The sequence below is a fragment of the Nitrosospira multiformis genome (assembly GCF_900111585.1).
Lineage (GTDB): Bacteria > Pseudomonadota > Gammaproteobacteria > Burkholderiales > Nitrosomonadaceae > Nitrosospira > Nitrosospira multiformis_B.
This window is the reverse complement of record NZ_FOHI01000004.1, coordinates 1-21,066: the sequence shown is the minus strand read 5'-3', so window position 1 is coordinate 21,066 and position 21,066 is coordinate 1. Positions and strand designations below refer to the sequence as shown.

The window sequence follows — 21,066 nt, the reverse complement described above, 5'->3', positions numbered from 1 at the left end:
TTTTTTAACAAATAGGCGAGGAAAGGCGGCTAGTCAAGGCTATTTGCTTCAGATTCTTCAGCGGCTCCCCAGATGCAAGCCATATCGGGAATGAAGAATATTGACTGCGGTGCCAGGCTGCCGGGATCAGCAAAGGTGGGGAAACTGCAGTAGGGAAAACGCTATGGTGGGGAATGGAAGAAAAGGTGAAAGGTCACCCAGGATTCGGACTATCCTGGTGTCCTGCTGTTTTTCTGTCAGCATCCATTCGTCTACGGTATATCCCTGAGCGCATGAGCAGGATCGTGGTGACGGGCGATGTCGATATCATGAACAGTGTGATCAACACCTCTTGAAACACGAACCGCTCAGCGTGTATCGAAGCAACCAGTATCGATGCCAGCAGCACACACCCGAGGCCGAGTGTATTTCCCAATGTTATGCCATGCATGCGCGCAAACAGGTTGGGCAGCCGAAGCAAGCCGAGGGATCCGATCAGCGTCAACAGACTGCCTGAGATCAGCAGCAGCGAGCCGAGCAGATCGGCCCAGAAAGGAATCACCCCATCCGTCATGGCTCGATCACCTCGCCACGCAAAAGGAATTTAGCCATTGCAGCTGAACCGACAAACCCGAATAGCGCAATCAACAGAGCGATGTCGAAATAAAACCGGGATCCGAACTGAATTCCCAGCGTGAGTACCATAATCATGCTGTTTACATACAGGGTATCCAACGCCAGTACGCGGTCTTCCGCGGCAGGCCCGCGCAGAAGACGGATCGCCGTAAAAATCATGGCAAGTGTGACAGCAATCAGGGCAAAGGAGATCGCCCACGGCAGCATTCCATTCATTCGAATATCTCCATCAGTCGCCGCTCGTAACGCTGCTTGATGGTGCGAACCCAGGCCTCCTCATCCTGGAGGTCCAGGACGTGAATCGTGAGCGTGCCTCCATCAGGCGAAAGGCCGGCCCAGACGGTACCGGGCGTGGCCGTGATTATACAGGCGAGCGCGGCAAGCCCATACGGATCACGCAGATCCAGCGGAATTTTCATGAAAGCCGAATTAAAACGTCTCTTCGCTGGACCGAGAATGATCCCTGCCACGGCGATGTTGGAGCGGATAATATCGATCAGCACTACAAAAAACAGCCCCAATGCGGTGAGCAGATGGTGCGGGTGCGCGCGCAGCGGGCGTATTGCCGCAGTCGATGCGGTAATAGCCACCGTGAGTATCAGACCCAGCAAAAGCTGCCCCGGCGCCAGGGAATCATTCAGCAGAAGCCACAAGGCAAACAGAATGACAGTAAATAGTGTCAGCGATGGCCAGCGTTTCATTGCCTGATTCCCTCCACTGGAATTGAAGGCACCGGCGAAGGCCCGGGTGGCCGACTGCCCGACAATACGGCATCGATATATATCTGCGGTGAAGATAGCGAATTACCCGCAAGATTCAGGTAATCCATTGCCGGGCCCGTCTCTATCGAGAGTGCAACGCTGAGCAGCAGCAGCACCGCAACTGGAGCCGCCTCCCCAAGATGCAGTCTTGGCGTCATGATCTCATCCGTGCTCCAGAACAAATGTATCCCCATCCGACAGAGAGCAATGATTGCAATCAGACTCGAGCCCAGCATTCCCGCCCACAGTACCCATACCGTAACCGGCACTGGCCCCGGCGCAGTATCGGTTAGTGTAGCGGAGAGGATCAGGAATTTGGCGATAAAACCCGATAGCGGCGGCAAGCCCGCCACGAGTAACGCGCATGCCAGAAAGCCCATACCCAGAAATGCCATCGCCGCGGGAATGACGATACCTATCACTTCATCCGTAAAATCGACATCAACCGCCTCCTGTCCGACAGATTCCATCATCTCCAGCGGCAGGTCCTCGCCGGTTTGCCGTGTGCGGTCGATCATCTCACAAAGCATGAAGAAAGCGCCTGTCGCCAACACTGAACTTGTCAAATAATATAGGGCTGCCCCTTTCATTGCCGTACCCCCAAACCCGAGTGCCGCAAGCAACGTGCCGGCGGAGGCGATGACACAATAGGCAACCAGCCGCTGTGCCTGGCTGGCGGTGAGTATGCCCGCTGTCCCCAGCACGAGTGTAACGATACCAATGCCAAACAGCCAGCCATCATTGAATGGCGCCGGGACGCTCGCACCCGAAGCGCCGGACAGCAGCGACCCCAGCCGCAGCAGCGCGTAAATCCCCACCTTGGTCATAATCGAAAAAACTGCTGCCACTGGCGGCGCAGCAGTACCGTAAGCAGACGGCAGCCAGAAGTTCAAAGGCCATGCGCCCGCCTTGAGCAGAAATGCGCTGCCGAGAATGGCGATACCGGTTTCGAAAAGTATGCGCTCGTCCTGGGTGAGCAGTGAGGCGCGCGCAGCCACGTCCGCCATATTGAGCGTTCCGGTTACTCCATAGATCAGCGAAACACCAATCAGAAAGACAAATGAACCTGCAAGATTGATCGCGATGTAGTGCAGGCCAGCCTTGACCCGAGGCTCGCCCAGACCGTGCAGCAGGAGACCGTATGACGCAGCCAGCAGCACCTCCACAAATACAAACAGGTTGAAGAGATCGCCGGTCAGAAAAGCGCCGTTTACCCCCATGATCAGGAACTGGAACAGCGATTGGAAATGAGGACCAGCCTTGCGCCAGCGCGCCAGAGCATAGATCAGGGAAGTCAATGCCAGCACCGCATTGAGCACCAGCATCAGAGCAGACAATCGATCCAGCACCAGTACGATACCGAAGGGCGCCTGCCAGCCACCGAGCAGATATACAGCGATACCATCCGGCCAGATACTCGGAACAGCATCGCTTGCGATATAGGCGAGCGCGAGTGCCACGAGTAAATTTGCCAAGGTGGCAACAAGGGCGATAATGGTGCGCGGAGCACGCCGGGCTTCGGCGAACAGCAGCATGACTGCTCCCGCAACCAATGGAATCACTATCGGAAATATCGGAAGATGATTCACCCAGCCATTCATGCTTCCGGATCCCCATCAACGTGATCATTGCCCGTCAAACCCCGTGAAGCCAGCAACACAACCAGAAAGAGCGCAGTCATGGCAAAACCAATGACGATTGCGGTGAGCACAAGCGCCTGCGGCACGGGGTCGTCATACAAGGAAGGATCTGCCTTTGCCGCGGTTTCAATGATTGGCGCGCCTCCTATCATGAGTCGCCCCATTCCAAAGATGAACAGATTGACCGCGTACGACAGCAGAGAAAGCCCCATGATGACCTGGAAGGTGCGGGGGCGCAGCACCAGCCAGACACCCGAAGCGGTCAGAACGCCAATAGCAAGCGCGTAGATTGCCTCCATCAATCCTCCTTTTCCTTCGGAGGCGAAACATGGGGAAGCTTTTGCCTTCCGGCTTCCACAGGCGCATAGTCAGTTGGAGCCGTTGAAGCGACCGGGACAGATAGCGAGGCGGAGGCATGACCGCTGCCGCCTTGCTCTGCCGGCGAAGCCGGCACCTCCATCGGCGTCTCAACTTCTGTAACCTCCTGCTTGCGATGCGCGCGCCGTGACTGGTGGGCAAGCGCCACCAGGATCAACACCGCTGCGCCAATCACCAGAAAAAAGACACCCAGATCGAACAGCAACACCGTTGAAAGATGCATCTCGCCGATTATTGGCAAAGTGCCATGCCATGCCATTGCCGAAAGAAATGGACGCGCCGCCAGCCACGCTGACATACCCGCACCGGCAGCACACAGTAACCCCGCTGCAAGCCAGTATTGGGGGAAAATACGGGTACGGGATTCCGCCCAGGCAGTGCCTCCCACGAGGTATTGCAAAATGACCGCTGTCGTGACGATCAACCCCGCCACGAAGCCGCCGCCCGGTTCGTTGTGCCCGCGCAATAAAAAATAGATCGCCACCATGCCCGACACCGGGAGCAGCAACTGCACGAACACCGCCGGCACCATCATTGATCCAGCGGGCAACAACGCATGCGGATCTGACGGCAATGCCCTGATCTGTGCACCCTGCTCCTGCTGTTTTACGGGCACCGTCATGGCCTCAGCAGCAGGACGGAACCTCCGCAACAGCGCAAACACAGTCAATGCCACGATGCCTAGCACGGTTATCTCACCCATCGTATCGAAACCGCGGAAATCAACCAGGATCACATTGATGACGTTCGATCCCCCCGCCAGAGGCAGTGAATTCTCGATAAAAAAAGGCGAGATGCCTTCCCCGGCGGACCGGGTCAGAATTGCGTAGCTCAACCCGGTGATACCGATACCCGCACAAATCGCGATCACCAGATCCCGCGACCGGCGACCCTCGGCGCGCATACGTACCGGAAGCGGCACCGTTTCATGATCCAGCGATTTATCCCGTGGCGGCAGCCAGCGCAGACCCAGCAGAAGCAGGACAAGTGTGACGACCTCTACGATAAGCTGCGTCAGCGCCAAGTCAGGGGCGGAAAACCAGACGAAGGTCATGCAGGTTGCCAATCCCGCTACGCCTGATAAGGTCAATGCAGCAAGCCGGTGATACTTTGCCTGGGCAGCGGCTGCGATTGTACAGACCGCGCCGATCAGCCACAGCATTGCAAAAGCCGGCTCAACCGGAAGCGGCGTTTTATCGCCCTCGGGCAGGCCGCCCCTGGAGAGTGGTATCAGCGCGCTGGCAAACACGGCAATGATAAGCAGCAGCATCTGGACCTGCAGATGCTCGGTGGATAGCCATCGCAAAAGGCGCATTGCCAGCCTGTCAAGCTTTTCGAGCATGAATTCGAAAATACGCTTGCCGTCGAAACGCTCGATCACCGGTACTACCGTCGTGCCCTGCTGATATTCTCCCAGCGCCCGATACAGGAGGATTCCGCCTACCATCGCAGCCAGGCTCATCATAAGCGGGAGATTGAAGCCATGCCATACTGCGAGGCTATGGAACGGGGTATTTTCTCCAAGTACGGACCGCGAGGCCATGTTCAGGTACGATCCAACGGTTCTGGCGGGAAACATTCCAACCACCAGACAGGCCGTGACAAGCAGCGCGCTGGGAAACAGCATCCAGCGTGGCGGCTCATGGGGTTTTTTCGGCAGGTCTTCCGCCGGGGGCCCGAAAAACACTTGCAGAATAAAACGCAGCGAATAGGCAACGCTGAGTATTCCCCAAACCACAGCCATTGTCGGCAGGCCGATACGTGTGATCGGGTGACCGCTGACAAACACAGTCTCGGCAAAAAACATCTCTTTTGAAAGAAAACCGTTGAACAACGGCACACCCGCCATGGACGCAGCACCCACCACGGCCAGCGTAGCGGTGATGGGCATGGCACGCCGCAAACCGCTTAAGCGCGATAAATCGCGCGTGCCGGTCTCGTGGTCGACCATGCCTGCCGCCATGAAAAGCGATGCCTTGAATGTAGCGTGGTTCATGATATGAAAAATCGCGCCTATCAACGCGAGGGGGCTGTTCAACCCAAGTAACAGCGTAATCAGACCCAGATGGCTGATGGTGGAATAGGCCAGCACACCCTTCATATCCCGTTGAAATACCGCCGCGTATGCACCCAGCACGAGCGAAAGAAGACCTGCCGTGCCGATCATCCAGAACCATTCTTCGGTACCAGCAAGCACAGGCCAGAGCCGGACAAGCAGGAAAACGCCAGCTTTGACCATCGTTGCCGAATGGAGATAGACAGATACGGGTGTAGGCGCCGCCATGGCATGCGGCAACCAGAAATGAAATGGAAATTGTGCGCTTTTAGTCAACGCTCCCAATCCGATCAGGATCAGCATGGGCACATACCAGGAATGCGTGCGGATCAGATCGCCCGAGGCAAGCACACGATCCAGATCATAGCTCCCCGCTACCCATCCGAGCATCAGGACTCCGGCAAGCAGGCAAAGACCACCGGCCGCCGTCACGGTCAATGCCATGCGGGCGCCATAGCGGGCATCCGGCCGGTGATACCAGTATGCTATCAACATGAAAGACGTCAGACTGGTCAATTCCCAGAACACCACCAGTTGAATCAGGTTGCCGGACAGCACGACACCCAGCATCGCGCCCATGAAAGCGAGAAAGAACGAGAAAAAACGGGGAACCGGGTCTTGTGCTGCCATGTAATAGCGCGCATACAGTACAACCAGGGCTCCCATTACTGTAACCAGCATTGCGAACAGCCAGGCAAAGCCATCCAGGCGAAACGTGAAGTGGAGACCCAACTGAGGAATCCAGTGCACCGATTCCCGTATCACCTCCCCTTCAGCTATTGGCGGATACAACCGGACAGTGAGAATGACGCACGCCCCCGCAACGGTACCCGCGAGCCAGGCGGCGACGTTGCGCGCATGGGATGGCAGAAACGCAGCGCAGAGGCTACCGGTGAAGGGCAGGACAATTATCCAGATCAACGACATGAACTATCGATATGAGTTACTGCGAAAAGGCCCACCCATGCCGATCGGAACTTTCCGAAAAAGGATACGGGAGCGCGACCAGCCAGGAACCTCTGGGGGCACACCCTGTAAGGACTGGCCGGGAAGTTCTCAAGGTGAGGTGCGGATGGATCGGGCATTGGCAGCATTCTCATGCCCAGGGGGAGAACTGTTAAGAAATTGCTCAAGTGCAGACAGAACTCAGGCACGTATCAGACTGCCTGCTTGAATAATACCATCGGACAGAATCTCTTGACGATTTGTTATTAGATCAAGGCCTCCACCTGCCTCTATCTCACGGTCCTAGATTTTCCAGGGGCAATGATGAAGCAGTAATATAACAGCGGAAACAACAGGAAGAGTTTCTTACATATCGAGCCGCTTCGCTTTCCAGTAGGCGGATTTCCAGTAGCCCTCGTTCAATCCTGAAATGGTCACGCCGTAGGTGCTTGAAGCATGGAGAAATCTGCCATCTTCGATATAGACACCTACATGTCGGCCCCTCCAGCCTGTCTTGAAAAAAACAAGATCTCCCGCTCTCAGTTCGCTTTTACTGACACTCTCTCCCAGTTGCACCTGGAACTCGGTCGAGCGCGGCAATATCACACCCAGCTTGGTCTTGAATGTCACCTGAACGAAACCGGAGCAGTCGATGCCGTTCTTGCTCATGCCGCCAATCCGATATCGGGTATGTTTCCACTGGTTGTACTGCTCATACAGCATTCTCTTTACCTGCGACGTTTTCTCAAGATCTACCTTGGCTCCGGGTGCATGAGTAACTCCGGGTGCATGAGTAACTTTCGTGCCCTTTTCCGGTACGCTGCTGCATCCGACCAATCCAATGGTCAGAGGGACAATCATGAACCAGATGCTTTTTTTCATAGCCCCCCCAATTTCAGGTTATTGTTCCCATGCGATACTCGCAAGGTTTGTAAGTATTATGGGCAGCAGCACGAGGGCCGCTCTGATGCTCCTCCTTAAGGCATAGAATTCTAGGATATCGCTTGCCAGCTCATCAATATGGAAGATCGACCGCTTCTTCCATTATCAAAGATAGCAAGGCGGGATATATCGGACAACGCTTATGTTTCAAGAAATCTTGTAATCAACCGTCAGCATTTCCAGCAGATGCCCTGCGGGATCGCGGAAATAGACGCCGCGCCCGCCATCGTTGTGGTTGATGCTCATGTTTTCGGGATCGAAAGGGCCGCTGCCATACTTGATGTTCTCCGTTTTCAACCTGGTGAAGATCTCGTCGAACTCCTGCTCCGTTACCTTGAATGCATAATGGTTCGAATCGAATTTTTCCCGGTTATCGAAATCCAGAGAAAGTGTGTCGTTCACTTTTACCACAATGAAATGAGAAAACGGGCCGACATACCGGAAACCGAATATTCTCGAATAGAACCGTGCGGATTCCTCCTTGTCGCGCGCCGGTACGATGGTGTGATTGAGCGTGATGGCCATGAATTCCTCCGGGAATGGTTGGCAGAAGTTGTTCGTTCAGATTCGGCAGTGCTTCCGGATTCCACTGCCGATTGCCGCTAAAATGCTGACAAGGTTTAAGGCCACTGGAATTCATACAGCGAGCCAAATCCCAGTATAGTCGTCAGTTCGTCCAATGCGGCACGGCTCTCCCGCAGGAGAGTCGGATCACCCAGATCAGTTGGTGATAGGCGCTCGCGGTAATGCTTTTCGATCCATGCCTTGAGTTCATTGTAGAGGCACTCATCAAGAATCACACGGCTGTTTTTTTGCACAGCATCGAGTTCTGGTTCGGTTAGCACGACACGAAGTCGCAGGCAGGCAGGCCCTCCCCCGTTTTTCATGCTTTGGCGCAAATCTACGTACTCGACATGGGCAATGGGATTAGCCCCATCCTGCACAATCCGTTCGAGAAAGATTCTGGCAGCGTGAGATTCCCGGCATTCCGAGGGCGCGAGGATCATCATCTCGTTACCGGGAAGAGTAAGGAGTTGACTATTAAAGAGATAAGTCCGGACCGCCTCGGCAAGCGTAATATCTTCTTCCCCAGCCCTGATGAAGTGAATCGGCCAGTCGCATGCCTTTGTAATTCCAGCTTCGGTTTCCTCCCACTCCCGGTATGCCGCCTCGTGGTAAAACAGGACATCGCAGTTTGCTACCGCCAGCACGTCGTTATGAAACGCCCCTGCATCGATGGCCACAGGACCTTGCTGCACGAACAATTCCTTTCCACGCTTGATTCGGTGCAACCTCGCAACCGCTTCGCTGGCCTCCAGCGACTGGCGTGCGGGAAATCGCAGAGGCTTGGGAATATCGCGGCTGGCAGAGCGGCCAAAGACAAAAATCTCCACCCCGCTTTCATCATGCTTCGGGCAGAGACGCATGTGGTTGGCAGCGCCCTCATCTCCAAAATAAAGATTGGACGGCAGGGGATCGTGGTGCACAAAATAGCGCTCATTACTGAACACCCGCTTCAAAACAGCACTGGTAACAGGCGCCTCGATGCTTCGATGAAGTTGCGAGGGTAGATTGGCAGCCGTAAGATGTACCTTGCCATCCTCGGTGTCGGCGCTCGGCGAAACAGTGGCGGCGTTGGCCACCCACATGCTGGATGCGGACGAGCAGGCGCGCAGAAGCCCAGGGGCAACCGTTGCCGCGCACCGGATGACGGCTGCGTCCTCCCCGACAAATCCCAGCTTTCGGAGCACCGAAACAGCTGGACGGTCCTGCGGCGGCAGAATGCCCTGCGTGATGCCGAGATCAGAAAGCCGTTTCATTTTTTCCAATCCCTGCAATGCGGCTTCGCGGGGATTGGAATTTGTCAGGGCACTCTCTGCAGAAGCGATGTTTCCTACCGCCAGTCCACCATAATTGTGCGTGGGACCTACCAACCCGTCAAAATTGACTTCGTAAGCGTTCATCGCTTTGCAAATGGAGTGTCAGAGTGCACTTTGTCGACCAAAGAATCTTAAGCCTGCCGCTGGGATTGGGTGGTGTCTACTTCTTTTTTAACCGGAAGAAACGCGCTGGCGCAAGCCTGTTCGAGCCGCCGCGCCTTTTTTTCCAGCGCGCCCACCACCAGCTTCTGGACACGCCTGTGAGGAAGCGCCTCACCCGCCGCCCATCGCGAAACCGTGGACGGAGCAAATTCGAACTCGGCTGCAATGGCACGCTGCGAAACTCCTGCAATATCGCCATGCTGAACCAACCAGGAAAATTCGGCCGCATCCCCGCTCCATTCTGCGCAAAGTTGCCGATACTGCTCTACTGTAACCATTACTTTCCGTACCTCATTAGCAAATATCCAAAGCATTCAACATGCAGCACGCAATTATTTATATATTCTTTTCTTTTTTGTGTCAAAACATTATCTCGAGCCATGCAATGGCTTGTTCAGAAATCGGCTGATGTCCATGGATTTGGCCACTGGATTGAATTCTGTGGAATAGATCCCATCTAACACCGCTATTCCAGGAGGTGTCTGCCAGTATCTGTCGTAACTCCTCCTTTTTTCCTTTTTGCATCGGAATACGACAAGCGCCATAGGAGAGCGAGATGTCAGACACTACTCATGCAACCATCCGGTCAGCAGGCCTTGGGGATGTTGAGCACATATTGGCGGAATATCGCCAAGCCGTTGCAGAACTGCCCCGGGAAGAATCCGCAAACCTGTTGTGGCGGCCTTATGATGAATTCAAGGCCGCAGTCGAGAACGGTCTGTTTTTTGTCATAGAGAATGCCGTAGGTAGTTTCATGGCAGGTGCTGGTGTGTTCGACCTGCCAGGTTCGGTCGAAAAAGAACTGGGGATGTGTTACGTAAAGAAGGAATGGAGAGGCTACGGATTGCAGAACCTCCTTTTGCAAATCAGAATTTGCGCTGCGACACTCGGTCACGTTCCGGATAAAAGCGGGGACGATACCGCCACAAAAAGCTTTGCGGCGTTGATCACCGGAGTAAAGCCGGCCAATGAACATTCTGCTGCCAATACGGAACGGCTTGGCTTCGAACCTCTCCCGACACCCCCATCGGCGTTGTTCAATGCCTGCACTTCCTGCCGGACGCCTCCTGCCCCGGACTCAGGACGGAAGTGCTGCTGCGATTTTTTCTATCTGTCCGACGCCAGGCGCGCGGAAGCCATCCAAAAAAGCCTGCAGATGGAAAACTGGAGCCGGACGCGAAACGGGCATGAGCTTATCGTGACGTTGAAAATTCGCCACCTGCTGGACATCGATTTTCGCAATGCGCTGCACGATATTGTACAAGAACTACGCGTACAAGAACTGCGGGTGCCAACACCTGGAAAGCAAGGGAGATGAGCCGGCTTCTTGAAGAATCCTAATCCGGGATGATGCATTTTGCCCGGAACCTTGGGGTCTGTCGATGCCACCCCGAGTGTTCTATGAGCCTTTGCAGAGGAAGGCGAGGCACGTGCACGAGCGGTTTTCCCTCGCTGTCACGGTTACCCCCTCCCGCTATTACACAGTAGCCTCGCCAGCAAAATACCGTTCGAAATCCCGGGCTCATGCACCGGCGGGAGGCCAAATGGATCATGGTATTTGTGAATATTTTCCTTTTGGCAATGCTCCTGCTTACTCTGCCTTATTCTCCACCCGCGGACCGGCGGGCTTGCGGTTGAAGGAACCCATCTCCGGAACGGATGAAAGATCTGTGAAGGTATGCGACAACATGAAGAGAACCGTGTAGTCATTGTAGTAGGCATCCGCCAGGAAAGCAGAGGTCGATCCAAGAAAATTCCCGGCTGGCAAGCCAAAGACATTCAGGTGAAATTTCGCATATCCGGTCTGATACTGGGTTTTATAGAGTGCCAATTCCGGCAGCGAAAATGGAATGAATTGACTCTGGACGGGGGGCATTCCCATGAATGTCCCCGACAATTCTGTTCCCAAGGCCTCCACGACCACGTCGACCCGATGTGTGGCATCCTTGCCGTCTTTCTGCACCAGATAGCCTTGCTGCCCCAGCCATCCGGCTAAAACCTGCTGCAGAAAAGCCTGGTCGGGGGTCATCCCTACCGTGTTGATCGCTACGCTCGCTCCGCGGGAGATGGGCAGAAATTCACCTGGCTCATTGGGAAAGCTTCTTTTTACTGCTTCACTCAGGAGGAGCTGTTCGACAGCTGTTCTTGATGATTGAGTGTTGCGCTGCGTAGTTGAGCACCCGGCCATCAGTACGATGGCGGTTGCCAAAGTAAGGGTTTGCAAGAAATTGATTGTTCTCATTGTTCTATCCCGGTTTCTGCTACTGGAAGGAAGAATAAAATAGGGCAGCATATGAATACGAGCACACGCAAACAAGCGCAATCCTGCGATCAATCGCCTCGTGGCTTCCTCTCGCGATCGGCCTTATTGGCGCGGGAAATCGCTGAAAACAGCCATATTGCGCCAATCGTTGCACAAGCAAACCCGAGCAGACTGAAGAAAGGGACGCCCCATAGAGTGGGCCCAGTGGAGACTGCCATCACGACCGAGGAACCCACGATGACAGCGGCAACCACGATACCCACGACCAGCCGGTTGACCGCACCGTCCAGTTGATCACCAACGTGTTTGAGATGCGCTACCTCGATATGAATATCCACTTTGCCCCGACGGGCAGAACGCAACAATCGCGAGAGATCGCGAGGCAGATTGCTTAGCAGACTTGCCAGCTCGATGGCTGTGCGCCATCCGCGCTTTGCCATTGCGGCCGGCGCGTAACGGATTGCCATTGCATCCCGCAACAGGGGCAGCGCCTCGCCTGCAATATCCAATTCCGGATCGAGCTCCCTTCCTGTGCCTTCAAGCGTAATGAATGCCTTGAAAAAGAGCGCAAGATCAGGCGGCAGATGCAACCGATGTCCGCGCAGGATGGCAACAAGGTCTGCAAGCATGGAGCCAAGCTTGAGCTGCTTTAGAGGAACGCCCAGATATTGATCGACAAACAGCTGGATTTCAGTCTTAAGCGCTTCTTCGTTGACATCCCCCTCCCCGGTCCAGTCGAGCAACACATCGGCCACCGCGGCAGAATCATACTGAACCAACCCGAGTAAAAGATGGATCAGTTCTCCGCGCCGTGCTTCCCCCAGCAGGCCGATCATGCCAAAATCGATGAAGGCAATTCGATTGCCCGGAAGATAAAATAGGTTGCCGGGGTGCGGGTCCGCGTGGAACAACCCATCCACCAGAATCATTTTTATCACCGCACCCACCCCACGGCGGGCGAGAACCTTGCGGTCGAGGCCAGCCCGATCGACCGCCGCAACATCGCGACCGGAAATGCCTCGAATATACTCCTGCACACATACGCGTTCACCGGTCCATTGCCAATAAACCTTGGGAATGACAATGAGTGGGAGTAACGAAGAAGATTCATCCTTGCCGGCAGGAGGATGTGCCAAGGGCAAAATGGGCGAGGCCTCGTCGGAGTAGCCGGCGAAGTTAGAGGCAACACGTTCCGCATGCCGGCACTCGGCACCAAAATCGAGTTCACGCCGGAGTGACTGTGTAAATTGCGCAACCACTTCCTGCCAGTGGAAGTGGCGCAGTTCTGAGTTGCTGGTTTCAATGAGTTCGGCAAGCCTTGAGAGCCAGCGCAAATCCGCTTCAACCACCACTCGAATGCCGGGTCGCCGCACCTTGACCACAACTTCGGTACCATCTTCCAGCCGTGCAAGATGAACTTGGGCAATAGATCCGGCGGCAAACGGCCCCGGCTCAAAGGCGGCAAATATTTCCTCCGGGGGGGCGCCCAGATCCTCAGTGAGCTGCTGATGGATTTCAGGATAAGGGGAAGCCGGTGTACTGTCCTGCAGCTTGCTGAATTCAGCGATCCATTCGGGATCGAAAAGATCGACGCGTGTTGCCAGAATCTGGCCGAGCTTGACGAAGGTAGGTCCCATCTCCTCCATCGCGCGCCGCACACTCGCTTGAGGTTCAAGCTGTGCCAGTTCGGTGGCCTCATTCCAGTGCAACGCACGTCCGGCACGCTCCAGCGCATGGGCAAACCCGAGCCGGCGCACCACATCCCCGAAACCATGCCGTATGAGGATTGAAGCAATCTCGTGCAGGCGTCCGAGATCCCGCGCTGCGGTCATTGCTTGCCAGAGCATCAACTCTTCCCCGGATTCATGATTTCAACCCGACCTTTACCTTTATCTAATCCCGCTCCAGTCTCTGGACGGTGTCATACAGCCACGCTTCCACCGCGTGAGCATTGGCGCCGTAATGTATCTCGCGATGACAATTGGGACATAGCGCCACTGCATTGGAAACAGCATCGGCTCCGCCATCAGCCAGGCCCTGAACATAATGCAATTCGAGATAAGGTAATCCATCCGACCCTTGAAATGGAGCGGGTTTTTCGCATGATTCGCAAGTTCCTGCTGCCTGCTGCAACACCCATGCCTTCACGCTGGGATCACGCTGTAATTGCGCAACAGATATGCGTCGGCGTTTAGGGTGAGCATTACCGCTGGGCTTGGGAAGGTCTTTCTGTTCCGTTGCCTCGCGCACAGCAATCTCAAAGGCGACTACTGGAACCGCCTTTTGTCCACTGGTCTGCTCCAGTAATTGTTCGATCCGCGCAGCAACAAGAGGCTCGATATCTTTTGCCGGCTTCAGCTCGCTCATCCATCCGCGTCCCATCAGCGAAAGGACATAGGAAATGTTCTGCATGCGAGATTCAAAAGCCTGTTCGCTGCGACCGAACATTTCCACCAGCTTTTTGTAATACAGCTTCTTTACAATGAGCTGACCCGTACGCTCATTGCACTGCATCTCAACGTAAGCTTCAACGGAAGCCCTCAGTTCTTCATCGCTCCAGAAAACGTCATCCATATTTTTCTGCCAATTAACCAGCCATAGTCAGGATTATGACGCGGCACTCACACGTGTGCAAATTCAACCTCTGTAATAGGTGCGTCACCGTACAGAACGGAGTGATTTTCCATTCCTAAAATTGTCGTGGTTTTTTGCGCTTCATTTCTTTTATAAAAAACCCGATCATCATTAATAAACAATAGTGTCACCAAGAGGGAGTTCTCGGTCATTTGCTTTTTTTCTTCATTTCAGGGGGAGTTGATATGAAAACTTATTCTGTTTTTAGCGTGGGTGCCAGATTCACAACATTGCTTGCATTGACTCTGGGGTTGGCTATGGGTTTGGGAGGAAATGTTCAAGCACAGGACGGAATGCATGAAGGCCATAAATCGGATTCCAAATCCCACCATATGGATCAAAAGGAGCTGCCTTGTGGCGGGCCTAGCGTAATTAAATGCCCCCGGGGTATGGCCTGCGTAGATGATCCGTCAGACAAGTGCGACCCCACCAAAGACGGTCTGAACTGTCCGGGCAAGTGCACAGCGGGTGGGGGCGAAAAAACAAAAGTCAAGCAACCTTGCGCTGGTCCCAGCAGAATCAAATGCGTGGGCGGCATGATTTGCATTGATGATCCATCGGATAAATGCGATCCCACCAAGGATGGGCTTGACTGCAAAGGGATGTGTGTAGCCAAGTAATGAAAGACATTTGGGAAAACGTGCAAGCAATTCGCTTTTCGTTTCCCTATACATCTTACCTGCGCCGTAAAAACATTCCCGAACTAAATGCATAAATTAAAAACCCGCTAATCAGCGGGTTTTTAATTATAACTATGCAACGGAACAAGAACGAATCTTTTGCCGCCAATGCTGCTCCATCAATGGCGTCAGATCAATCCAATTAATCGATGACGTTCAGAGAACCGGGCAGGTGGATGTTCTTGGGATGAAGCTGGCACCAGATGGTGAATGCACCGACCTTGTCCGCTTTGAAGCTGACGGTCTTGGTTTCGCCCGCCTTGATTACTTCCTTGATTCCATAGGCGTCAATGGAAAAACCTTCGCTGATGGGCGATTTGTTCTCGATGGTGACCTTTACTGTATTACCTTTCTTAACCGTCAGTGCTTCCGGCTCGTTGAGAACATTAAAAGCCCGGATGTTCTTGACCGTAACACCTTCAACATTGAGTTCAGGAATCGTGGTGTCATAGGCATTGATAACCACCGTGAATTTTTGTTCTGCTGCGTGCACCGCACCCGTCAACAGCATGCCAAAAGCCAGACCCGCAAACATTGCCTTGTTTATTTTCATCATTAGTTTCCTTTCGAAGTTTAGTTGGTTTTAATTAAATGGCATTTCTGGAACCAATACTTTGTATGGGATGACGCCGAATGTCAAGAGTCACTTTCTCATCAACTTCCGGCTTGAGAAACAATTTCCCCGCTCATTTCGGCATCATCACGTTTATCCGAAATCTTCCTCATCATCCTTTTACAGTACAGAGCAAATAGAGCTGAAGATTATCGCAGTTAAATCAGGAGGTTGAATTTATTGTTTTCAGACTTCCTGATTTCTGGCCACGATCAAGGGAAGAAACCGGCATGCCCGAAAGAGCCAGGGCAGGTCGATTCGGATTCAACTAACAAGTCCCGGACTGTTGTATTTATCACACAATCCGGCACATCAATTTGCGATTTTGTGGCGTCCCCAAGGAGAAGCTGCGGAAACTCCGGCGAGTTCATCTTGATGCCTTCAGCCGGTCAGTTGCCCTCCCCTCGCCGCTCACTGAGTTCTCAAGAACTTGAAGGACTTCTTGTCGAGTAGTCTCGTCCAGGTTTCTTATCAGGTCAATCAAGGCTCGCTGCGATTCTTCTAGCCCTAAGTTCCATAGCTTCAAGATGTGATCAATCAGTTGATCATTTCCTATTTGGTATTCGCGCTTCATCCTTTCCTCTCTCATTAATGAGTCCAGGCAAAGTACGTTATTACATCAGGGGTTAAATTGATGTGAATCAGCTGTGAAAGGCTTGTGACCTTCGGAGGGTGGCAACAAAAAGCCCGGCGAACGCCGTTTACTGCAATCGCTTTCCTGTTTTGGGAGGGAGAAGCGAGTAGGTAGATTAACAATACAATGGAATCTCTACCGTTAAATACTCAACATATGAAAATAAAAAACCCGCGCAGGCGGGTTTAGGAGTGAGGAGAGGAGAATGTATTGTTATTATTGAGTGATTTTTTAGCTTCCCGGCATTTCTTTAGAGCTTGTCAGCGGCATCCTTGATTGCCTCTTTCGCATCGCCAACTCCTTTTTGGATTTTGCCTTCAGCCTGCTTGGCAAGTCCTTTGGCTTGCTGTTCCTTGTCACCGGTCAATTCTCCTACCTCCTGCTGTACTTTGCCGGCGATATCTTTAGCCGCACCTTTAACTTGATCTTTGTTCATCTGTAATCTCCTTAAAGATGTTTCTTTATCCACCGTGGACGAGAAACATGGAGATTACAATATCAGATGATATTGCTGAGTAATGTTCGGTAGCAAACACAGCAATAAAAAACTCGCTTGGAGGGATGGAACATGGCAGACATCGATTTATCTCAACTTGATCACAAGGTGGAGCAGATAAACATCACGCTGCCTAAGTAGCGCTAAAGGTTATTGATGAAGGGGCAAAGATGACAGGAGGACGACGTTCTTCTTTCTTGACCAAAGTGGGATTGGACGCAGCAAGGGAGTGATGAGGAGATAGGTGTAGGCGACGCAGGAGCGGGAAATAAAAACCCAAGCCCCATAAAAGGGAAGTGCTTCGGGGCCTGGGAGGGTAGATGGAGATAACTACAACCGCATGGCTATCTTAGCTCTGTGACGGAGCACCGATCAGTCGATAAGAACAGGTTTTTCGCTGCTTATTGAGGAAAGAGCGGGACGCAAAAAAAAACCGCTCAGAGCGGGTTCTAGTGAGAGAGGTCGTTATCTGTGAATTGCTGAGCCTGCGAGATGAAAACTCCAATTGCACTTCGTTACTCTGGCGAGGCTGTGAATGCCGGATCAATCGACCAGTGTTAAAGTGGCGTCCTCAGTGGGATTCGGTGAACCCCACCATTTCAAGGCGGCGATACGTGCAGATTCCCCCAGAAAATCACGTGCTCCACTGCCTTAATGCTCGAACTCTTCACGGTCGTTCTCTTCTCGCCGGAAGGCGGCTTGGTGCTCCTGTTCTATCGGAGGCTACGCTTTGCAGGCGTCCCTTTCCAGCTTGATCCGACAACGATACCTTTCTCAACTTAAAAGGTAGTTTGGCATGACTTGGTATTTTCGATACTTCCTTCCCCAGCCGGAACCATTACAGACTTGGAAAAAGAATAAGTAAGGAACTTTCTGCCTCCTGCCTCATAAACTTGCTGAGGAGTTCCAAGCAACATGATCAAATCAATCTCTGATATACCGTAAAACAAAGCTAATTTCTTTTCGTACCCGCTTGTGGTTGCGCATCCTGATAACGCCACAGCAGCTATTAGAAGTATTAATGTCCTCTTCATAATGAATCTCCAGCTGTTGAGCTCGATACCAGTCTACCAGACCTGATATTACTGCAATCTTCTTTTAACCATTCCCAACCCTCCAGAAGAGGTGTTACTAACCTCGTTCTCCCGTTTCTTGACAAAGAGCTTGTTCGGCATCTCTGAATATCATTCGGATCCTCCAATTTTTGCTAATCGAACGAGGACGCGTATAGGCAACTCCGACTTTGGCTGTAATGGTTCCTGATGGGCCCAAGCTACGATGCGGAGGGCGCAGACTTGCAGGCGGAAATCAAAAAGCTGGATGCAAAAATAAACCGGCTATCCGATCTTCTGTCAGAGACAACCGCAATTGGAAAGCTGCTTCAAAAGATAGAGGAATTCGCGAATCAACGAGCCTCGCTCGAAGATCAGCTTTCCAGGCTGGAAGTGACTCGGAAGCAATCGAAGGCGCTGCATGAGATAAAAAAATCTGATGTGCAATCCATGCTCTCGAGGGTAGCAGAAAATCTACCGGAACTCGACAGAGAATCGCTAAAAGCCATACTGCGCAGCCTGATAGACCGCATTACTTTGGATTCCTCCAGTCCAGCTTGTTGTATTCATTACAAAATCAAGCTGAATTTGGGGGAATTGGTGGCGTCCCCAGGGGGATTCGAACCCCCGTACTCACCGTGAAAGGGTGATGTCCTAGGCCTCTAGACGATGGGGACCAGAGGACTTTGAAATGCTTAAAACCATTTGCCGTCAGTTTGTGATATTGCCATAAACTGGTGGAGGTAAGCGGGATCGAACCGCTGACCTCTTGCATGCCATGCAAGCGCTCTCCCAGCTGAGCTATACCCCCGGCAAAAGAAGGCGAATTATACTGACCACTATTTTTCCCGTCAATGTACAGGTAGAAGTATATCATCCCCATCATCCCCTGGCGGATCACTCTGCGAACAATTGATCCTTTCGCCTTGCTTGTCCTGACCACTCCCTGAGCCCCTTCAGCAGGCTCAGGACATGCTTGTCGAAGGTGAGAGCGGAAAAGGGAACGATGGCAGGATGGGTTCGTGGAATATTCCCGGCGTTTAGTCCCGGTTATTAATTAGTTGGAAAAGTACTCAAGCTGCTTGTCCATCCTCCTCAGCGTTTCCTCCCTGCCCAGCAGTTCCAACACCACATTGATCGCCGGAGTCTGTGCCTCTCCTGTAACCATGACGCGTAATGGCATTGCCACCTTCGGCATCTTCACATCGTGTGCCGTAGCGCTGGCCTTGATTGCGTCGTTGATGGCATGGCCTTCCCATTCGACCGTGGCAAGTTTTGTCCGCAAATCGAGAATTGGAACTTTAGCCTCAGCAGTGAAATACTGCGCTCTCAGTTCCTGGGCAGGCTCCAGCGGACGGAAGAAATAAACGGCTGCATCCGCCAGTTCCGCAATGGTATTGACGCGCTCCTTGAGCAGATTCATAACCTTGCGCAAATCGGGAACCCCTTCGCCCGTAACGTCACAGCTATCCGCCGCGAGAAAAGGTTTTACCAATTCCGCCAGCCGCTCGTTATCTGCCGTTTTCAGGTATTGCTGATTGAGCCATTGCAACTTTTCCGGATTGAACTTCGCCGGTGAGCGATTGATATTGGATAAATCGAACCACTCCACCAACTGCTCCCGGCTGAATATTTCCTCATCACCATGCGACCAGCCCAACCGGGCCAGATAATTCACCAACGCCTCTGACAGGTAACCATCTTCACGGTATTGCATTACCGACACCGCGCCATGCCGCTTCGATAAACGCTCGCCATCCGCACCGAGAATCATCGGCACATGCGCATATTGCGGCAAAGGTGCACCCAAGGCCTTCAATATATTGATCTGGCGCGGCGTATTGTTCACGTGATCATCGCCCCGAATTACATGCGTGATGTTCATATCGAGATCGTCAATCACCACGCCAAAGTTATAAGTCGGCACCCCATCGCCGCGCAGCAGCACGAGATCATCCAGCTCACTGTTGGCAACGGTGATTTCACCCTTAATCAGGTCCTTGAATGTTACCTCCCCATCCAGCGGGTTTTTCAACCGTACGACGGGCTTCACACCGGCAGGAGGCTCCTCCTTGGAATCGCGCCAGCGACCATCATAGCGGGGCTTCAACCCCGCTCCGCGCTGCTGCTCGCGCATTGCATCCAGCTCTTCCCTGCTGCAATAGCAGTAATAGGCACGGCCCGTGCGCAATAATTGCTCCGCTACTTCATGGTAGCGCGCCAGCCGCTGCATCTGGTAAAACGGCCCCTCGTCATAGTCCAGTCCCAGCCACGCCATACCGTCCAGAATCGCTTGGGTTGATTGAGCGGTGGAACGTTCCAGATCCGTATCCTCAATCCGAAGGACGAATTTACCGCCATGCTTGCGGGCATAAGCCCAGGAAAACAGCGCCGTGCGAGCACCGCCAATGTGAAGATAGCCTGTGGGACTGGGAGCGAAACGAGTGCGAATCATAGATGAGGCGCCGATTACAGGAATCAGCTCGACAGTTGTGGAAACCCGCCATTTTACAAGAATGTAAGTAAGTCGTGACTTAACATTCCTGCAGCCCGTATGCGCAATTTGCATAAGTGGAGGCGTTGACCAGAATCGTCGATTTATGCTCTAATTGCGCCACCCTCAAGCGTTATCAATTTAGGATAACGTCACAACGGGCGGTTAACTCAGCGGTAGAGTGCCACCTTCACACGGTGGAAGCCACTGGTTCGATCCCAGTACCGCCCACTAGAAGATAGTCCAGCAAGGCTGAAGACATCCAGTAATTTTGGCGGATATGAGCCAGGTGCGGCTGTCTTCCTCGCCAAAACTCTCCGTCCGGTTTGCAACTGGTCGATAGTTATCAGCATCGCCTCAATTGATGAAATCTTAATGGGAATAGGCGACAATCAAAACCAGATTGCGCTTGCCGTCTTCAGCAAATCCAATAGATCCGGTAACTCTCCTTGAAAAACTGGCCCTCACCCACAAAAGGATTAACGAATGATAGCGCGCGAGCGTCTAAACAACCGGATTCCTGGTTTTTACCCAAGCCTCAAAATCAATTGGCATCATGGGCCTTGCATATAGATAACCTTGACTTTCATCGCATTGAACGCTTCGCAAATACTCCGCTTGGCCTTCTGTCTCTACACCTTCAACTATCACGCGTAAACCAAGGCTGCGTCCCATCGCTACAATGGCGCAAATAATAGCTTGGGCATCAGTGTCCTCGGGTAGGTCACGAACGAAGCTTTGATCTATTTTTAGCCGGTCGATGGCAAATTGCCGCAAATAGGACAAACTGGAATAGCCGGTACCGAAATCGTCAATAGCCA

General features: G+C 53.0%; 18 protein-coding genes and 3 tRNA genes. 2 read left to right on the top strand and 19 right to left on the bottom strand.

Annotated features, from left to right (window positions below):
- Positions 1-193 precede the first annotated feature (193 nt).
- The 10 genes from mnhG to BMW46_RS07380 all read right to left on the bottom strand — a co-directional run bounded on the left by mnhG (position 194) and on the right by BMW46_RS07380 (position 9,657).
- Complete coding sequence (gene mnhG / locus BMW46_RS07425) at positions 194-553, bottom strand: monovalent cation/H(+) antiporter subunit G (protein WP_074706743.1); 360 nt, start codon at positions 551-553, stop codon at positions 194-196.
- Positions 550-831, bottom strand: a complete 282-nt coding sequence (locus BMW46_RS07420; protein WP_074706740.1) for a K+/H+ antiporter subunit F — start codon at positions 829-831, stop codon at positions 550-552. The genes mnhG and BMW46_RS07420 overlap by 4 nt, the downstream gene beginning before the upstream one ends.
- Entirely contained in the window at positions 828-1,316 is a 489-nt protein-coding gene (locus BMW46_RS07415; protein WP_074706737.1) for a Na+/H+ antiporter subunit E, read from the bottom strand. Before BMW46_RS07415 ends, BMW46_RS07420 begins: the two co-directional genes overlap by 4 nt.
- Positions 1,313-2,977, bottom strand: coding sequence for a monovalent cation/H+ antiporter subunit D (locus BMW46_RS07410; protein WP_074706735.1), 1,665 nt, complete (start codon positions 2,975-2,977; stop codon positions 1,313-1,315). The genes BMW46_RS07415 and BMW46_RS07410 overlap by 4 nt, the downstream gene beginning before the upstream one ends.
- Positions 2,974-3,315, bottom strand: a complete 342-nt coding sequence (locus BMW46_RS07405; protein ID WP_074706732.1) for a Na+/H+ antiporter subunit C — start codon at positions 3,313-3,315, stop codon at positions 2,974-2,976. Before BMW46_RS07405 ends, BMW46_RS07410 begins: the two co-directional genes overlap by 4 nt.
- Positions 3,315-6,377 (bottom strand): monovalent cation/H+ antiporter subunit A, encoded by a 3,063-nt coding sequence (locus BMW46_RS07400; protein ID WP_074706729.1) that lies wholly within the window; start codon positions 6,375-6,377, stop codon positions 3,315-3,317. The genes BMW46_RS07405 and BMW46_RS07400 overlap by 1 nt, the downstream gene beginning before the upstream one ends.
- Positions 6,378-6,761: 384 nt before the next feature.
- On the bottom strand, positions 6,762-7,277 hold the full coding sequence (locus BMW46_RS07395) for an NlpC/P60 family protein (RefSeq protein WP_074706727.1): 516 nt from the start codon (positions 7,275-7,277) through the stop codon (positions 6,762-6,764).
- Between the two features lie 207 nt (positions 7,278-7,484).
- A complete protein-coding gene (locus tag BMW46_RS07390) occupies positions 7,485-7,862 on the bottom strand; it encodes a VOC family protein (RefSeq protein WP_074706724.1) in 378 nt (125 codons plus the stop codon).
- A 95-nt stretch (positions 7,863-7,957) separates the two neighbouring features.
- Complete coding sequence (astB, locus tag BMW46_RS07385) at positions 7,958-9,301, bottom strand: N-succinylarginine dihydrolase (RefSeq protein ID WP_074706721.1); 1,344 nt, start codon at positions 9,299-9,301, stop codon at positions 7,958-7,960.
- 47 nt (positions 9,302-9,348) lie between these two features.
- Positions 9,349-9,657: a hypothetical protein gene (locus tag BMW46_RS07380; RefSeq protein ID WP_074706718.1), complete on the bottom strand. Its 309-nt coding sequence runs from the start codon at positions 9,655-9,657 to the stop codon at positions 9,349-9,351.
- Positions 9,658-9,935: 278 nt separating this feature from the next.
- On the opposite strand from BMW46_RS07380, the gene BMW46_RS07375 reads away from it, so the two are divergent.
- Positions 9,936-10,697: a GNAT family N-acetyltransferase gene (locus tag BMW46_RS07375; RefSeq protein WP_074706715.1), complete on the top strand. Its 762-nt coding sequence runs from the start codon at positions 9,936-9,938 to the stop codon at positions 10,695-10,697.
- Between the two features lie 273 nt (positions 10,698-10,970).
- Here the strand turns inward: BMW46_RS07375 and BMW46_RS07370 are convergent, their stop codons facing one another.
- The 8 genes from BMW46_RS07370 to gltX form a co-directional block, all read right to left on the bottom strand.
- Positions 10,971-11,621 carry a hypothetical protein gene (locus tag BMW46_RS07370; protein ID WP_256376993.1) on the bottom strand — a complete coding sequence of 217 codons (651 nt, stop codon included), beginning with the start codon at positions 11,619-11,621 and terminating at the stop codon, positions 10,971-10,973.
- Positions 11,622-11,710: 89 nt separating this feature from the next.
- Positions 11,711-13,489, bottom strand: coding sequence for an ABC1 kinase family protein (locus tag BMW46_RS07365; protein ID WP_074706713.1), 1,779 nt, complete (start codon positions 13,487-13,489; stop codon positions 11,711-11,713).
- Positions 13,490-13,535: 46 nt separating this feature from the next.
- Positions 13,536-14,216, bottom strand: a complete 681-nt coding sequence (locus BMW46_RS07360; protein ID WP_074706710.1) for an HNH endonuclease — start codon at positions 14,214-14,216, stop codon at positions 13,536-13,538.
- 882 nt (positions 14,217-15,098) lie between these two features.
- Positions 15,099-15,512, bottom strand: coding sequence for a nitrosocyanin (locus tag BMW46_RS07350; RefSeq protein ID WP_011380929.1), 414 nt, complete (start codon positions 15,510-15,512; stop codon positions 15,099-15,101).
- 941 nt (positions 15,513-16,453) lie between these two features.
- Entirely contained in the window at positions 16,454-16,639 is a 186-nt protein-coding gene (locus BMW46_RS07340; RefSeq protein WP_074706703.1) for a CsbD family protein, read from the bottom strand.
- A 1,713-nt stretch (positions 16,640-18,352) separates the two neighbouring features.
- A tRNA-Glu gene (locus BMW46_RS07330) sits at positions 18,353-18,428 on the bottom strand.
- A 58-nt stretch (positions 18,429-18,486) separates the two neighbouring features.
- Positions 18,487-18,562, bottom strand: a tRNA-Ala gene (locus BMW46_RS07325).
- A 246-nt stretch (positions 18,563-18,808) separates the two neighbouring features.
- Entirely contained in the window at positions 18,809-20,206 is a 1,398-nt protein-coding gene (gene gltX, locus BMW46_RS07320) for a glutamate--tRNA ligase (RefSeq protein ID WP_074706698.1), read from the bottom strand.
- 198 nt (positions 20,207-20,404) lie between these two features.
- Here gltX and BMW46_RS07315 point away from each other — a divergent pair.
- Positions 20,405-20,476 (top strand) — tRNA-Val (locus tag BMW46_RS07315).
- Positions 20,477-20,749: 273 nt separating this feature from the next.
- On the opposite strand, the gene BMW46_RS07310 is transcribed toward BMW46_RS07315, so the two are convergent.
- Positions 20,750-21,066, bottom strand: a 317-nt coding sequence (locus BMW46_RS07310) for an EAL domain-containing protein (protein ID WP_143121424.1), incomplete at its 5' end; no start/stop codon positions are given.

What these genes read in the sequence shown, in the direction of transcription:
- mnhG (WP_074706743.1), bottom strand. Translation starts at nt 553, where the DNA reads ATGACGGATGGGGTGATTCCTTTCTGGGCCGATCTGCTCGGCTCGCTG.
- BMW46_RS07400 (WP_074706729.1), bottom strand. Translation starts at nt 6,377, where the DNA reads ATGTCGTTGATCTGGATAATTGTCCTGCCCTTCACCGGTAGCCTCTGC.
- BMW46_RS07370 (WP_256376993.1), bottom strand. Translation starts at nt 11,621, where the DNA reads ATGAGAACAATCAATTTCTTGCAAACCCTTACTTTGGCAACCGCCATC.
- BMW46_RS07420 (WP_074706740.1), bottom strand. Translation starts at nt 831, where the DNA reads ATGAATGGAATGCTGCCGTGGGCGATCTCCTTTGCCCTGATTGCTGTC.
- BMW46_RS07405 (WP_074706732.1), bottom strand. Translation starts at nt 3,315, where the DNA reads ATGGAGGCAATCTACGCGCTTGCTATTGGCGTTCTGACCGCTTCGGGT.
- BMW46_RS07390 (WP_074706724.1), bottom strand. Translation starts at nt 7,862, where the DNA reads ATGGCCATCACGCTCAATCACACCATCGTACCGGCGCGCGACAAGGAG.
- astB (WP_074706721.1), bottom strand. Translation starts at nt 9,301, where the DNA reads ATGAACGCTTACGAAGTCAATTTTGACGGGTTGGTAGGTCCCACGCAC.
- BMW46_RS07375 (WP_074706715.1), top strand. Translation starts at nt 9,936, where the DNA reads ATGTCAGACACTACTCATGCAACCATCCGGTCAGCAGGCCTTGGGGAT.
- BMW46_RS07410 (WP_074706735.1), bottom strand. Translation starts at nt 2,977, where the DNA reads ATGAATGGCTGGGTGAATCATCTTCCGATATTTCCGATAGTGATTCCA.
- BMW46_RS07340 (WP_074706703.1), bottom strand. Translation starts at nt 16,639, where the DNA reads ATGAACAAAGATCAAGTTAAAGGTGCGGCTAAAGATATCGCCGGCAAA.
- BMW46_RS07380 (WP_074706718.1), bottom strand. Translation starts at nt 9,657, where the DNA reads ATGGTTACAGTAGAGCAGTATCGGCAACTTTGCGCAGAATGGAGCGGG.
- BMW46_RS07360 (WP_074706710.1), bottom strand. Translation starts at nt 14,216, where the DNA reads ATGGATGACGTTTTCTGGAGCGATGAAGAACTGAGGGCTTCCGTTGAA.
- BMW46_RS07415 (WP_074706737.1), bottom strand. Translation starts at nt 1,316, where the DNA reads ATGAAACGCTGGCCATCGCTGACACTATTTACTGTCATTCTGTTTGCC.
- gltX (WP_074706698.1), bottom strand. Translation starts at nt 20,206, where the DNA reads ATGATTCGCACTCGTTTCGCTCCCAGTCCCACAGGCTATCTTCACATT.
- BMW46_RS07365 (WP_074706713.1), bottom strand. Translation starts at nt 13,489, where the DNA reads ATGCTCTGGCAAGCAATGACCGCAGCGCGGGATCTCGGACGCCTGCAC.
- BMW46_RS07350 (WP_011380929.1), bottom strand. Translation starts at nt 15,512, where the DNA reads ATGATGAAAATAAACAAGGCAATGTTTGCGGGTCTGGCTTTTGGCATG.
- BMW46_RS07395 (WP_074706727.1), bottom strand. Translation starts at nt 7,277, where the DNA reads ATGAAAAAAAGCATCTGGTTCATGATTGTCCCTCTGACCATTGGATTG.